A 13,745-nucleotide genomic window follows, 5' to 3' on the forward strand; every position below is an offset into this window, starting at 1 on the left:
GTGGAACTGGCTATGGAAGTGCCCACAGGCGCTCGCATGGGAGCCGCGGACACGTCCGATCCGGCGGTGCGAACGTGACGGTGTCAGGCCGGTGATAAGCGACCCAATACTCGGCGAACCGGCGGGCGGCCGACTCGCAGGCAACGAACGTCAGTTCCTGCCCGCTCAAGAGACTGATGCGGACACGAAGAAGCACATCAGGCTCGTGTGGTGCAGGCGAAACAGCTTGCGCTACCGAAAGACTCGCGTAACTCATGACAGCCTGCTTGTACTTCCAGCCTCAGTGCTATCGGCTAGCAGGTCAGTTGCGGCCGAATCGCCCGCATCGCCTTCCAGCTCAGCGAGCCCGGCCAAAACGTCCAGCAGAGTCCGCAGAGTCACGCCCTTCGGCATCGATCCGTACGCGTCGCGACGTAGGCGGAACGGCAACCCTCGCGCGGCAGCTCGTTCACGCGGACTATCTACAGGCGGGACAATCTTGCCCGTGCGGACAAGGAAGCTGCAAGCGGCGGCCTTCCGCTGACACTCGAAGGAACGACAACCCAAGTGCTGCTGCATGATTCGATGAGCCGACTCGACAGTAAGCGACTGCTCCGGGTGGGCGTGCGCCGAAGCGACATCGCCGGACACGACAACCGCCCAGGTCGCAGGTGGACTGACAGTCTCCAGATCCAACGTCTCGCACACCCGACTCGGCGAATGACCGACTGTCTCCAAGTCGTAGACGAACAGCGCGTCCGCGTCGAAACCGGCGGCCACACCCAGCGCATACCCAATCGGATCATCATCGACAGGCGGGCATACCGTGTAAAGGTAGAGGTACCCCGAACGTTGGGCACGTCGACGAATCATGTTGGCATGTTGGGCTATTCGGGTTCCAGAAACATCGGTGCGCACCAGATCGACTGCTGTCGGGCGCTCAACACTCCACTTTCCGGAGTTCATTGCGAAGTCCTCTCAGCTCGTGTCTGCAGGCATCCGCCGCCGCGATCTCGCGCCGATCGTGGCGTCACGATCAGATGAAAACGTCCCCAAAGGGGGCTGAGGTCTGACCGGCAGCGGAGGCCTGGATTGAGCGTCGCGCACCCTCAGGTGTGATCCCAGGCACGGAATTCCGACGGAAGTCGTACGCTTCTCATACCCAGCGCCGAAACCACGGGGGCGGCAATGATCGTGAGCACATGGACCAAGGCCGAAGTTCGCGCACTGCGCCAGGCTGCCCTCCGGATGACCCAAGAAGAATTCGCCGAATTCGTCGGCTTCAAGGTCGAAACGGTCCAGAAGTGGGAGCAGAAGGCAACCACCGACCGCCCCGTCAGAGGGCGGTCAGCCGAAGCACTCGACACCGTGTACCAGCGTCTCTCATACGCTCAGGAACAACGGTTCTGGATACATCTGCATGGTGCGCGGCCGGCTACGAATTGGCATCCTGTTCTCAGCGGCGCGGCACCAGTCCTCGCGTCGAGTAACCCTCCCGGCTCGACCGAGTCCGGGGCCGTCGAGCGGGAAGTCGATGAAGAGGTGAGACGGCGCGATTTCGGAAAGCTCGCCGCTACTGGAGCAGTAGCCTTCCTGTCCGGCGACCAGGCCCGAATCGGGATGAGCGATGCCTACCGCTTGCTGTCCGCGGTAGATGCGCTCGAACAACGAGACCAACACACCGGTGGTGCCGAACTGGTCGGCTTCGCGATCGGTCAACTCGAGCGGGCCAAGCACACGCTGCACACCAGCACGTACGACAGCAAAACCGGAGTCGCATTCACCAGCGCGACCGGAGAACTGGCGGTACTGACCGGATGGCTGGCCTACGACGCAGACCGCCATCGCCTAGCGCAGCGTTGCTTCGCCGACGCCATGGCGCTCGGCACCGAAGCCGACAACGACGACTTGATCGCAGACACCTGCCTGTGCGCGGCCAACCAATCCATCGCGCTCGCACGCGCCGGAAAAGGAAGTCCACACAAAGCCTTACAACTGGTCAGCCGTGCTCGCGACCTCATGCGCGGCCGACCTCCAGGCCGGATCCACGCCCTGATCGCCGTGCGGGAGGCGCAGGCCGAGGCGGCTCGCGGCGATCGCATCGCGTTCGGCCGCGCCATTGCCACCGCATGGCGTGAGATGGACCATGCCGCTCAGTTCGAGGCGATCGAGGGCTGCCCCCAGTGGCTACGGTTCATGAACCACGCTGAAATCGGCGGCCACGAAGCGCGCGGATACGGCGATGTCGGCGATCTGCCGAGATCACTCGAGCTGTACACCATCGCCGCCGACCAACAGGCCGGCACACGCAACGCGATCAATCTCCGCGCATGGATCGCCACGACAAGGGCCCAGATGGGCGACGTCGCAGGCGCACTCGAGACTGGCACACCAGTGATCACAGACCTCTCCACCGTGTCCTCAACCCGAACCTTGCGCGTCCTGGAACCAGTTCGCCGAGCCGCCGACGACATAGCGGCGGGCGACACCTTCCGCCACCAATTCGACGCTCTCACACAGAAAGCCATTACCGGATGACCCGGCTTCCCGACGACGTCGAGTTCGAGCACCTAGACGCCGGCCAAGCGCGAGAACTGAAGGACATCGTCGAAGACATCTATCGCCGGGCCTATGCCGACGTCGTTGCATCAGGCGAGCTATTCGATACGCCAGACCAGTTCATGGCCCGGTTCGACGCATATACCGATCCCGCGCGATCAACCGGGTTCGAACTCGTGATCAGCCGCTTTCGAGGCAACGCCATCGGTCAAGCATGGGGATGGCCACTCACTCCCAAAACAGCCTGGTGGGACGGGCTCCGCCTCGACAGCGGCGATACCGCCGACTTCACAGCCGAGACGGGCACCCGCACCTTCGCACTCAGCGAGATCATGGTCTGTCAAGAACACACCGGCCACGGACTTGCCCATGCTCTGCATGACGAACTGCTCCGGAATCGTCCCGAAGAACGCGCCACACTGCTCGTCGAACCGGAGAACACTCGCGCGTACAGCGCATACCTCAAATGGGGTTGGCAACGCGTCGGACATCTACGTCCGAACTGGCCCGACGCGCCCCTCTTTGATGTCCTGATCATGGAACTCTCAGCTCACCCCGAGCGACACCAGGCCTGAGGCCCGCCCACGGAGTGGGTGAACTGAGTCTCGTAGTCGTCCAGGCCGGATCCCCGTGATCAAGGACAGCAGGATCACAACCAGACCGCAGCGAATTCCCTACCCCAGCACGTCACGCGCCGGTTCGAACGCGATCTCTCGGCGGGGACTCGAAGCAGTCAGATGGAAACTAATGGCTGCGGCCCGCCGCAGTGTCCAGGAGAAGGGCAACTCCGAGCTGGGCTCTGGATGTCAAGATTCGAGTACCTGCTTTCATTACCAACGCAAAGATGTCACTCTTGACGAGAGCTGGCGCACGCGAGGACTCGATTACTGGAAGCTGAATCGAGGCCCACTATGCCGCGTACTGCAAGTTTCGGTGCCAGCCACCACTCGGCCGATACCGACACCCGGACCACCCCGACGGAAAACACCACTCGGCAGGTTCCAGGCCTGCCTCTCCCGTCGTTGGAACTGAGATCCGGCAATCGCCGGGTAGTGCCGTATATGGCTCTATCGACAGTCAGCCCCGGCGGCAGACTAGCCATTGCAGGCCCAATCCGTCATCTCGAATGGACACCGGGACAGCTACTTTCGATTTCACTGGACGATGGTTGCATCGAGATGCGAACCGCAAACCGGGAAGAGGCCGGCCTTCGAATAGGCCCGAGCCTCCACGTCTACCTGCCGACGTCACTGCGACACGCGGCCGACATCCGGTCTGGCGACAAAGTGCTCGTAGCCGCGCTCACCCCTCCCCGCCTCAGGATCTATCCCTCGACAAAGCTCGAAGCAGTGCTGGCCCGATCCGCAGAGCACGACCGAGCGCAGCGATGAACCACACCGATGTCGAGGCCGCTCGAATCGTGCTGCAACGCCTCGGCGTTCGCCCCGAAGAGCTCGTGAACAACGCCACCACTTCGACAACCACGCCCACCTTCGGCGACTACATTCCGCGACTCCGCACCGCTGTACCAATCGGAACATCGCGGGCCTACGCGAGTTACTGGACGCGCATCGAAACCCTCTGGCACGATCGACAGCTCGACGAACCGACCGCCTCGGAACTCAAACAGTTGGTCGAGACCGCCAAGTCCCAGGCGATCGTGCGACGCAACTCCCGGGGCGGCCGCTCCGCTGCCGAGCACATGGTCGCCGCCATCCGCTGCCTCTACCGCCACGCCCGCGACGACGGCTACCTCAATCAAATCGACAGCCCAGCAACCACATTAGCCAAACCACGACGGGCACCAAGCCCTCGCGGCGTCCTCACCGACCAGCAACTCTCACAAATAATCCGGATCGCCGAAACCACCGGCAACGACCCCGAACTCGACGCCCTACTCCTGCGCCTACACATCGAAACAGCATGCCGCCGCGGAGGCGCACTCGCATTGCGCCCCAAAGACATCGACCGCGACCACTGCCTGCTCTGGCTGCGCGAGAAGGACCAATCCGACCGCTGGCAACCCATCTCCCCCACCCTCGCCGACGCGCTACTCGCCCACGCGGACCGCGGCACCGATCCCGAAGGCCAACTTCTGCGCTCCCGCAACGGCAAACCGATCACCGGCCGTCGCTACGACCACCTATGGACCCGCATCGGACGACACCTCCCCTGGGTACGCACGCAACAGATCACCGCCCACTGGCTACGGCACACCACCCTCACCTGGGTCGAACGCAACTTCGGCTACGCCATCGCCCGTGCCTACGCGGGCCACTCCGGAGTGGCCGGGAACGTCGGCGCAACAATGACATACGTGCGCGCCACACTGTCCGAAACGGCTGTGGCTCTCTCAGCATTGACCGGCGAACCACACCCCTTTCACTCGCACGGACAGAAGTTCGAAAGTTGAGGGGCTGCTCAAGCGCTTCCACACATTGCACCAGAGCCGCGTGGATGGGCAACACGCCCGAGCGTTAGCGCTCGCACTCGGCTTTGGCGGTGCAGGATTGCTCGACCAGACATCCACGATCGGCACACGAGCAGGCTGGTATGCAAGCCTCGATAAGGCAGGGGTACCGCCTAGCCGGGGGTCACTCAAGATGGAGAAACGCTTGCCGCACTCGCTGAGCGTCTTCTCGAAAACCTCGCGGGGGCATAGTAGCAAGCTCTGATGTAATCGCCGCAGAGTTGCTCGTCGAAGCCCAGACTCCTCTAGCCCTTGAAGCGCCTCTTTGACCAGTGACGATCTCGGAGAACGTCTCCTAGTTGGCCGATCACCCGGCGAGAGGACCAAGATGACTGACACCGCCGTTCTTCGCGCACTGCGGGAACGGGTGCTCGACGACAATGAGCCGATTGCATCTCTACTACGACTCTGTTTGATGCTGGGCTCCGAGACAACGCCGCCGCCGGCAAGACCGGCGTCCGCAAGCCGGAGCCATCCCCGCGCCACCGGACCCTCTAATCCCTACCCTCGAAGACAACTATCAGATATACAGCTGGATTCTTCACTTCGGCTGGATGTGCTGCGTCTTTGCAGTATCAGCTAATACTGAACTTGCCAATTGTCGACAGCGTTCCGGATTCTTTAACGTAGCAAGAATGTACGAAGATTCACCGAATTGTGAGTTCATACTATTGATCATCCTGTCTATTATTTCAGGGACTCGCGCACGAGCCCGGGAAGCTTCGACTTTCCACGAATGGTGGTCGGATGTCAGCCCGTCCAAGTCAACGAGCTGAAAAGCGATGTGTGCTACAAGTAGCGACCCTGAACGAACTATAGAGGAACCTCTGCCAGAAGTTTGCGTCGCCTTCAGGTCAATAGCTGCGTTGATTTCTCGATACAGCTGCACTATCCGCCACAGTTTCTCGGCTGACGGTTGTACAGCAAATATAGATGCGTAGCCCCCATTGGGTCCACCGTCCCACAGGAACTGGCGGTTGTCGAATACGTGAGCAACGAACCCCGCATCCTTCTGTGCACATGCCAGCGCTAGCGCTGCTTCGTCAACCGAACATCCTAAATCTGGCTCCGGAGCCGGCTGACCGCGCTTGAACACATAGATCTTATCCAGTTCAACCGCAAACGCATCCCTTATCCCGGCCTGTACCGAGTCGAGTCCGACAAGGTCGCTCGGTTCTATAGAGTTCATATAATTAGAGCTCAGGGCAATTCTAGTTGCGATATCATCCTCTGGTTTCGCCTGAATTATCCGAACGGCGACTAGCGCTTTTTCTATTGCTGTTGGATTCTGCTGGAATACTTGATACACAGAATGAAGGGTTTGCACTCCGTTGGCAACGACAGGGTCGTTCAATGATAAGTCAAGGCTTGAGCGATAAGGTGAGTCCGGAAAAGTCGCCGATATATCAGAACTCAAAATTGTTATCCCATTGTTGACATGCCAAAAATTTTCAGGCGTTCGTACCAGAGTCTCGACCATAGCCTTGTTTACGGCCGTTCCACCGAGCCCGTCTCTTATATTTCTAGAGAACAGCCGATCTCCGCACGCTTCGTAAAACCTTGAAATCTCCGCTGCTGACACTGTTGCCAAATAGGCCTGACTGGGCCGAGAATACCTGGTCCAGCCATTAAGCTTCAGGGTGAATTTCTTGCCCGGTCCACGTTGATCGACTCTTATCTGTTGGAGAAAATCGTCGATTCCTAGCGTTCGATACTCTAGCATTTGCCCGAAGGTATTGTACTCCGCGCACGTGCGATCTAATAGATCCGAGATTTCCGCGGACAGATCATGTGATCCGAGCACCGCGAAGACTAATATTACCCGAGCGCGTGGATGTTGGAGTACGGTTGTGATATCCTCCGACTTTTCTTTGAGTCGGTCAGGGAATCTGTCGAAGTGGAACGATTCCAGCCTCTTCATTCCGTCTATCAATTTGACTGCCGTCGCATGGTCGACTCGCGCCGATCCGTCAGAACTCCACTTGGCTTGCACAAGAACGAGAGTCGACATCTTGTGGTTCAGAGCGAAAGCATCAATACCGCCGTCTCCCGGTCCATCGATTACCGTCTCGGCGGCGGCTATGCTACTGCATCCAGTTAGTTGACGTGCAGCAAACGCAGCAAGTGCTCTGCTTAAAAAGATGCGCTCGCCGCAGTCGGAATTCGTATCATAATCGTCGTAGTGCGAGCCGATTAAAGAATCGAATTCCGCATGTAGCGCCGCCCTTACTTGTCGGATTTTCGCTCCGGGATCGACACTCACGAAGTGGTCGCGACCGCTCGGTGTGGACCTGGTACCGCGCGCCTCCCTTGATGGCACGTTGACTGTGCGCGGACTGGCCACTTCGGAATTCAGAGCTTGCGTAGCCCAACTCCAGGCAGCGAGAGCGCTCACCTGCACCGCCGGAGTCAGCTGCAGGGGTGTCTCATTTTCACTGTGCGAGAATAGAAGCCAGTTAGGTGGGGCGTTTAGGGCAAGCGCGAGCGCTAGCAGATCGTCAACATCGATGCGCCGTTGCCCTTTCTCCATCTTCGCAAGCGCCGACCAGTCGATCGGACGACCCGCCTCCTCCAGCTTGGCTGCAAGCGCGTTGAGGGTCAGCCCCCTGACCTGCCTGAGCTCGCGCAGGCGCTCCCCGACCCGGATACCCGTCGGCCCCAGCGCATCAACTTTCTTGGCCATAGCCAAATTTTACTCGATGTTGGCGAAAACAACCAAGAGCGAGCCGCGAAGAGCGCGAGTTGCACAAATCTGACTGGAGGGGGATGCTATCGCTCCGAGGGCGTGGGACCGCGACCGCGGCAGGTTCTGACGGGGTGCGGGCTGGTGACGTCCTCCCCGAGCATTGGGCCAGATGAAAGGGTGAGGATGCCGACAGCCCAGAGTGGCAACGGTGGACAAGCAGAGGAATCGTCGACGCGGCTGGGAAACCTGGCCGCATTGGGCGTCTTCAATATGATCTTCATCCACGGATTCCTGTCCGGCGCCGACACGTGGCGGGAGTTCCGAAGCCTCATTGGCAGCGATGACGATTACAAGAACGCCGAGCTGAGGTTTCTCACCTTCGAGACGCGGTTATTGGGGTGGCGACCGATTTACGATCTGACAAGTCGGAAGCTTCCGCGGATGCGCCGACTTCCGGAGCTGTCGGATATTGCCTCGCGACTCGGCGGCGTCCTACGAGATCGTGTGCCGCAAGATCGTCCAACCATCATTGTGACTCACAGCATGGGCGGCCTAGCCGTGGTCGAATACCTTGCGTCGCGGATTACGGTTCAAGACGACAACGACTTGGCGCGGATCGCTGGTGTCGTCATGTTCGGTTGTCCGCACGAGGGCTCGCTCTACCTCTATGGCCTCCGAAAGCGATTCCTTCGCAACCACAATCAAGCGAATCGACTGGCGCCTATCAACGCCCATAACACCCGAAACCTTGGTCTGGTGATGGAAAAGATCGTCAATGCCGCCGACCCTGCGATGCGGATTCCGATCTGGACTTATGCAGGTGACTGCGACGGCGTGGTGAACAGCCAGTCGGCCCGATCGGTGTTTCCCGACCGCTACCAGGGCATCGTCGAGGGCGATCATTCGACCTTGGTGCGCCCGACCAACCTTGAGCACGACAGCTACATCGCGCTGAAGGCACGTGTGCGAGACGCCCTAGTCGATCATCACACCCGTGGTGCCCAGCGGACCTGAAGGGAATTTATACCCTGGACTCATGCCCAGAGACTGCTTGGGCAGAAGGGTGAGCGTACCCAGGGAGCGGGTAGCCCGCCGACCTGGGACACGGCCTGGTCGGGCGGTTCGATGAGCAGGTCCTGAACCACTTGCCGCCGCCGCGACGTGGTTGGCGAGGACCAGCGTAACGCCGAACTGGCCACGTTCCGGGTTGAGGCCGTGTCACGACTGGCGGCCCAGTACGACGAGATCACTCGACTTCGTGGTGCGCTTCCTCCTCCGGCGCCGTGCGTAGTTTCGTCAAACCCAACGCGGTGGGGTAGTCCGGCCCTGCAACGGCCAGCGCCTGATGTTGCGCCTACGACGGGAATGGCTCGTATGCGCTGGTTACCGTGTTGTAGGACAGCGCTGTCCACCGGTTTCGGTCTGCGGCGGCCAAGCGCGCCCCGAGGGCGACCGAGATTGCTACCGGACCGCTCAGGTAGATCGTGTGTTGCGAGGTCCGTCCGCCGACGGGCAGCGTGGAATCCCGCCAGACCTGGCAGATCTGGTCGGTGACAGCGGTGAACGCTTTTTTCGTCTCCGGAAGGGTCGGGTTCGTGTGACTGAGTAGCAGGAGGGTTCCGATGCCGCGGTTGCGACAGTCGTTGAGAACCTGGTCGTGGAATCCGGTGCCGCGTCCCTGCAAATCCAGCGCCAATGCGACACGTGAAGGGTCGCCGCCGGGCACTGTTTCGAGGGGTGCGACGGTGAGAATTTGTTTGCGGTTTCGGCTGGCACGTAGACCGGTAGCGTGAAAATAGGCGGGGTTCCCGTTGCCTTGGCGGACGGAGTAGACCGCGATTTCGCGAGAGTGGGTGTGGCCCAAGCGAGCGCCGTACCAGAACGCGATCTGTAACCGCATGGTCGGAATGAGGTTGATTCGGGCAGCATCCGGCGTCAGACGCTGGGCGGTGATGATCGCCTGGAGGGTCTCCTCGACCAACGCCTCCATCAATACCAGTCGTTGTAGCTGATCGATGGGCAGGTCAACGGCGGCCTTCAGGGTCAGCACGCACTCCTGACTGCTGAACGCTTCGGCTTGCTGCTCCCGCTGCCGTGCCGCCGCGAGATTATCGGCTGCGGTAATCACAATCCCGACCTGTAGTCGGCGGCGTCGCCACGCCCTTTGCCAGAATCCGACGAGGATGACCGTCACGCCGGCCGCGAACGCTAGGACGAACCAAATGCGGCCCTTGGGCTCGTTCGTCATGAACGACTTGGCGGCTTCGACGGCGAACCCACCTGCGACGAGGCCGCCGATGCTGATCAGCGCAGAGCCATCGGCGAACAGCGCCCTTAAACCGCCGCCTCCCAGGGGCGAACCAGCAGCGGAGACTGTCATCCGCGGCATCTCGTGATTCAGAACTGGCACGTCTCAACTCATCTCATCGCAAAACCACAAACAGTGGCCGACAACCGGCGCCACGCTACTGGACAGCGTCCCACCTTTCTCGCGATTTCCCGAACATGCCCTGTCGCCGCCCCGCCCCAGCCCACCTGCGACGTCAGGGTCGTGGCCCTCGCTATCGCTGCCCGGGCCTGTCGGTGGCATCGGCTAGGTTTTGCACGGCATCGTCGGCAACGGATCGGAGCACAACGTGAGCGTGGCTACCGCCTTCGCGGCATTCCAGCAGACCGTGAACGCAGATATCGAGGCTGTGCGCGAAGCGCGCGCCCGCCGCGACCTATTCAAGAAAGCCTTTCGACCCGAGCCCGACATCCTCGAAGTCGTTCCCTCCGGCTCGCTGGCCCGCGGCACGCACAAAGACCCCATCCACGACGTCGACGTCGTCCTGATCTTCGATCCTGCCAAACACCCTGGCTGGGGCGTACCAGGACAATCCGCCACCGACTGCCTCGACTACACCCGGACCAGAGTCAATACACTTCTCGGCGCCACGAACGGGACGGTGGCGACCGCAGTGCGTCTCGCGCGTTGGCGCAACCACGCCGTGAAATGCTTTCTCGATGATCCCGAGGATCCCGATGCCTTCACTGTCGACGCCATGCCGGCATTTCGGCGTGACGGCATGCTGTTCGTTCCCGAGGCAACCTCCGAGAAGTGGATATACTGCCATCCCGAGTACCTGATCGCAGAGACAGCGGCTAGACACGCGGAATGGAACAAGTTCGCGGGCACTGTCCGGATGCTGAAGAAGTGGGCGGCGGATCAGGACATCAAGATTAAGTCTTTGGTAATGGAAGTCCTTGCACTGCAACATCTCCCACTTGGATCGACTCAATCCGCTGCGGTGAAGCAGTTCTTCGTCTCGGCCAGCTATTTCATCGACGGCGGTAGCGAAGTCACCGATCCGGCGAACATCTGTGGTCCGATTCAGTCCGATCTCGACTACTCGGAGTTCGCGGACCGGCTCGCTGACGCCCGCGATAATGCGGTGGCCGCAGCCCAGGCGCAGGCCAACAATGATGCGAACTTGGCGATTCTTCATTGGGGTGCTGTCTTCGGGTCCGATTTCCCCGCGCCTACCACCTCAGATGGCAGTCCGCTACCTGCTGCCGTACCTGTGGGTCCCCGTCCGGTAAAGGACACTCCACAGGGATGACGCCTCGCATGACCACCTCCGCGTCGGAGCCCGACCGAACGACCACACCGATTTTGTGGGTCGACGCCGAACCTGATCGCTTGCAACGAGATCTGACCGAGGTGGCAGACTTTGCGCCCCATCTCATGTACTGCCCGCCCGATCCTGACAGCGAGATCCCGCACGGTGGTTGGAAGGGGGAGCTACCGCGATGGCCTTTCAACCGGCCAGCCCCCGAGAGCTTGGACGAGTTGATCGGCACAGCCGGATTGCCGGTGTCTGTCGCATATCGTGCGGCGTATCCGATGGTGCCTCCGCTTATCTACCCTCTCGACCCGGTTCCGACGCTCGAGGAGAGGACCCAGACCACATGGCATGTCGCTCCGGGAGGATCCCTGTGCCTGCTGAGATCGGTCGGAGCGTGGCTGCCTGAGGCGAGCATCACCGAACTCCTCGCGAAAGCAGCGGGCTGGCGAATCGAGTACGCGCTGATGAAAGCCGCAGTGATCGACCAGATGTCGGTCAACGGCATCGTGTCCGACCCCTCGCACGACCACCTCATCCTGCATGCCGCACACCGGATGACAGACCACGACGCAGAAAGCCGGGACCACGGTGCCAACTGATCACACTGACCCGTTCATTGTCTTGACCCGCGACGGCGCCAGGCTCATAGCGAACTCCACCATCACAGCCGGTGATCTCACCCTGCGCTATACGTCAGCATCGGATACCTACGTCGTCCACAGTGTCGAAAACGCGCGCCACACTCGAATCCAGGCCGACATTCCTCGGGAATACACCGCACTGCGATCAGGTGAGACCCGACACGCTGGCCAATGGATGAACAAGGCCGGCAGCGACATTCATCTCCATCATTTGGTTGTGCTGCGCCGACCAGGCACCGCGATCCGATACGAAGCCTTCCGGGCGATGGCACCAGGAGTAAGGGATCCGAGCACTGGCCTCGGGTTGTTGATCACCTACGATCCGGATCTGGACCCACAGTTACGTGCCGCCGGGGCAGCGGAATTCGCTGGATGGCTTATCGAGCGCGACGGAGTCCGACCCATCCAGGTCGTCGTCGAACCGGCGACACTCGGAATCGCGCAGCTTCGAAATGACTGGCCTGTAGACCTGCTCACCCGTACCTCGGTCATGCTGGTGGGGTGTGGCAGCATAGGCGGTGCCGCTGCACAAGCCCTCGCCGCGTACGGCATCGGAAACCTGCACCTGGTAGACCCGGACCGCTTCGTGTGGCACAACATCGTTCGCCACGTTCTCGGCCCCGAAAGCGTGAGTCGTTACAAAGTCGATGCCCTCAAATCCCGCCACAATCAATTGTGGCCCCAGCAGACCGTCACCGCACACCGACTCGACGTGGTCGATGGCGCCCACCACATACGATCTTTGATCGACTCAGTCGATATTGTCGTTTGCACTGCCGACGGCATCGCCCCGCGACGCGTCGTCAGCCACCTCGGCCGCCGAGCATACAAACCCGCGGTCTTGGCCTGCGTACTCGACCAGGGCTCGCTCGGTGAAGTCCTACGATTGCGGCCGACCCCACGCTTCGGATGCCTGCTGTGTTCACGACAGCACCTCGCAAATCTCGGGGCCATCGACACCGAAGCCGACCAAGAACTCGACTACGGCACCGGCAATCCCCACCAGCCGATGACCGCGATCCCCCCGGATCTACACCTCATCGGCACCCTGGCAGCCAAGGTCGCGGTCGCGACCATCCTCGAATCCCTACACGGCGACCACACCCAACGCCTCCCCGGAGAACACGCCATCATCGGGCTACATCCCGCAAACAACCTGACAACGCCATTCGATCTCACCCACGCGGCCGACCTTCGCTGGGCCACCATCCCGCCACCGCGCTCGGCATGCCCGACGTGCAATCCGACCTCGCTTTCATGATGTACCGGATCACCAACACCGCCCGCGAGACCATCGCGAACACAGCCCAGCAGTCCCGCGACGGCCTCGAAACCGGCGGCATCCTCCTCGGTACCGAACACAGCGGCGATGTCCTGATCACCAGCGCAGGCACTCCAGGTCCCAAGGCACGCAGAGCGTCCCATTCCTTCCGCCGCGATCTCGACCACGCCAACCAACTCGCCACTCTCGCTTGGCAGGCCGACGGTAGCCAATGGATAGGAGAATGGCATACGCATCCTTCCCAAGACCTCACACCCAGCGAACTCGATCTGTCCTCCTACTTACGCCACGTCTACGACCCCGAACTTCGTTTCGACCGGTTCATCGCGATCATCGTCGGACTGACCTCACAGCAGGCGGTCCGGTTGCGGACCTGGATTGTCACCAGAGCACACGTTTTTCCAGCATCGCTACTCGTCCACGAAGCGGACCGCGCCGAACCGCGCCGCCATCAGCCCGACTCCAGCGAGTGAGGACCCTATGAAGTTGCGCACACTGACGAACCCTGTAACGAGACACG

General features: G+C 61.0%; 11 protein-coding genes. 8 read left to right on the forward strand and 3 right to left on the reverse strand.

What is annotated here, in order from left to right; genetic code table 11:
* Positions 1 to 252: 252 nt before the first annotated feature.
* Positions 253 to 945, reverse strand: a complete 693-nt coding sequence (locus NMI01S_RS07110) for a hypothetical protein (protein ID WP_157126072.1) — start codon at positions 943 to 945, stop codon at positions 253 to 255.
* A 222-nt stretch (positions 946 to 1,167) separates the two neighbouring features.
* On the opposite strand from NMI01S_RS07110, the gene NMI01S_RS07115 reads away from it, so the two are divergent.
* From NMI01S_RS07115 to NMI01S_RS07125, 3 genes are all read left to right on the forward strand, one after another.
* Positions 1,168 to 2,517: a helix-turn-helix domain-containing protein gene (locus NMI01S_RS07115; RefSeq protein ID WP_062995199.1), complete on the forward strand. Its 1,350-nt coding sequence runs from the start codon at positions 1,168 to 1,170 to the stop codon at positions 2,515 to 2,517.
* On the forward strand, positions 2,514 to 3,113 hold the full coding sequence (locus NMI01S_RS07120) for a GNAT family N-acetyltransferase (RefSeq protein ID WP_062995200.1): 600 nt from the start codon (positions 2,514 to 2,516) through the stop codon (positions 3,111 to 3,113). The genes NMI01S_RS07115 and NMI01S_RS07120 overlap by 4 nt, the downstream gene beginning before the upstream one ends.
* A gap of 812 nt (positions 3,114 to 3,925) precedes the next feature.
* On the forward strand, positions 3,926 to 4,951 hold the full coding sequence (locus NMI01S_RS07125; RefSeq protein ID WP_062995201.1) for a tyrosine-type recombinase/integrase: 1,026 nt from the start codon (positions 3,926 to 3,928) through the stop codon (positions 4,949 to 4,951).
* Between the two features lie 598 nt (positions 4,952 to 5,549).
* Here the strand turns inward: NMI01S_RS07125 and NMI01S_RS33945 are convergent.
* Entirely contained in the window at positions 5,550 to 7,691 is a 2,142-nt protein-coding gene (locus NMI01S_RS33945; RefSeq protein WP_084512615.1) for an AIPR family protein, read from the reverse strand.
* 186 nt (positions 7,692 to 7,877) lie between these two features.
* Here NMI01S_RS33945 and NMI01S_RS07130 point away from each other — a divergent pair, with 186 nt between their 5' ends.
* Positions 7,878 to 8,708: an alpha/beta fold hydrolase gene (locus NMI01S_RS07130; protein WP_084512618.1), complete on the forward strand. Its 831-nt coding sequence runs from the start codon at positions 7,878 to 7,880 to the stop codon at positions 8,706 to 8,708.
* Positions 8,709 to 9,048: 340 nt separating this feature from the next.
* Here the strand turns inward: NMI01S_RS07130 and NMI01S_RS07135 are convergent, their stop codons facing one another.
* Entirely contained in the window at positions 9,049 to 10,104 is a 1,056-nt protein-coding gene (locus NMI01S_RS07135) for an SAVED domain-containing protein (RefSeq protein ID WP_218020938.1), read from the reverse strand.
* 226 nt (positions 10,105 to 10,330) lie between these two features.
* Between NMI01S_RS07135 and NMI01S_RS07140 the strand changes: the two genes are divergently transcribed.
* Genes NMI01S_RS07140 through NMI01S_RS07155 form a run of 4 tightly spaced genes read left to right on the forward strand, consistent with a single transcriptional unit; the run spans position 10,331 to position 13,698 of the window.
* Positions 10,331 to 11,296: a nucleotidyltransferase gene (locus NMI01S_RS07140; protein WP_062995555.1), complete on the forward strand. Its 966-nt coding sequence runs from the start codon at positions 10,331 to 10,333 to the stop codon at positions 11,294 to 11,296.
* Positions 11,297 to 11,304: 8 nt separating this feature from the next.
* Complete coding sequence (locus NMI01S_RS07145) at positions 11,305 to 11,901, forward strand: hypothetical protein (protein WP_062995204.1); 597 nt, start codon at positions 11,305 to 11,307, stop codon at positions 11,899 to 11,901.
* On the forward strand, positions 11,891 to 13,204 hold the full coding sequence (locus NMI01S_RS07150; protein ID WP_062995205.1) for a ThiF family adenylyltransferase: 1,314 nt from the start codon (positions 11,891 to 11,893) through the stop codon (positions 13,202 to 13,204). The genes NMI01S_RS07145 and NMI01S_RS07150 overlap by 11 nt, the downstream gene beginning before the upstream one ends.
* The gene (locus NMI01S_RS07155; protein ID WP_084512621.1) at positions 13,171 to 13,698 is read left to right on the forward strand and encodes a Mov34/MPN/PAD-1 family protein; all 528 of its coding nucleotides are present in this window, start codon (positions 13,171 to 13,173) and stop codon (positions 13,696 to 13,698) included. The genes NMI01S_RS07150 and NMI01S_RS07155 overlap by 34 nt, the downstream gene beginning before the upstream one ends.
* Positions 13,699 to 13,745: the final 47 nt, after the last annotated feature.

The organism is Nocardia mikamii NBRC 108933 (genome assembly GCF_001613505.1).
Lineage (GTDB): Bacteria > Actinomycetota > Actinomycetes > Mycobacteriales > Mycobacteriaceae > Nocardia > Nocardia mikamii.

Bases quoted from the DNA above. Each gene is read 5' to 3' on its own strand.
- NMI01S_RS07120 (WP_062995200.1), top strand. From the start codon at position 2,514: ATGACCCGGCTTCCCGACGACGTCGAGTTCGAGCACCTAGACGCCGGC.
- NMI01S_RS07125 (WP_062995201.1), top strand. From the start codon at position 3,926: ATGAACCACACCGATGTCGAGGCCGCTCGAATCGTGCTGCAACGCCTC.
- NMI01S_RS07115 (WP_062995199.1), top strand. From the start codon at position 1,168: ATGATCGTGAGCACATGGACCAAGGCCGAAGTTCGCGCACTGCGCCAG.
- NMI01S_RS07130 (WP_084512618.1), top strand. From the start codon at position 7,878: ATGCCGACAGCCCAGAGTGGCAACGGTGGACAAGCAGAGGAATCGTCG.
- NMI01S_RS33945 (WP_084512615.1), bottom strand. From the start codon at position 7,691: ATGGCCAAGAAAGTTGATGCGCTGGGGCCGACGGGTATCCGGGTCGGG.
- NMI01S_RS07145 (WP_062995204.1), top strand. From the start codon at position 11,305: ATGACCACCTCCGCGTCGGAGCCCGACCGAACGACCACACCGATTTTG.
- NMI01S_RS07110 (WP_157126072.1), bottom strand. From the start codon at position 945: ATGAACTCCGGAAAGTGGAGTGTTGAGCGCCCGACAGCAGTCGATCTG.
- NMI01S_RS07155 (WP_084512621.1), top strand. From the start codon at position 13,171: ATGCCCGACGTGCAATCCGACCTCGCTTTCATGATGTACCGGATCACC.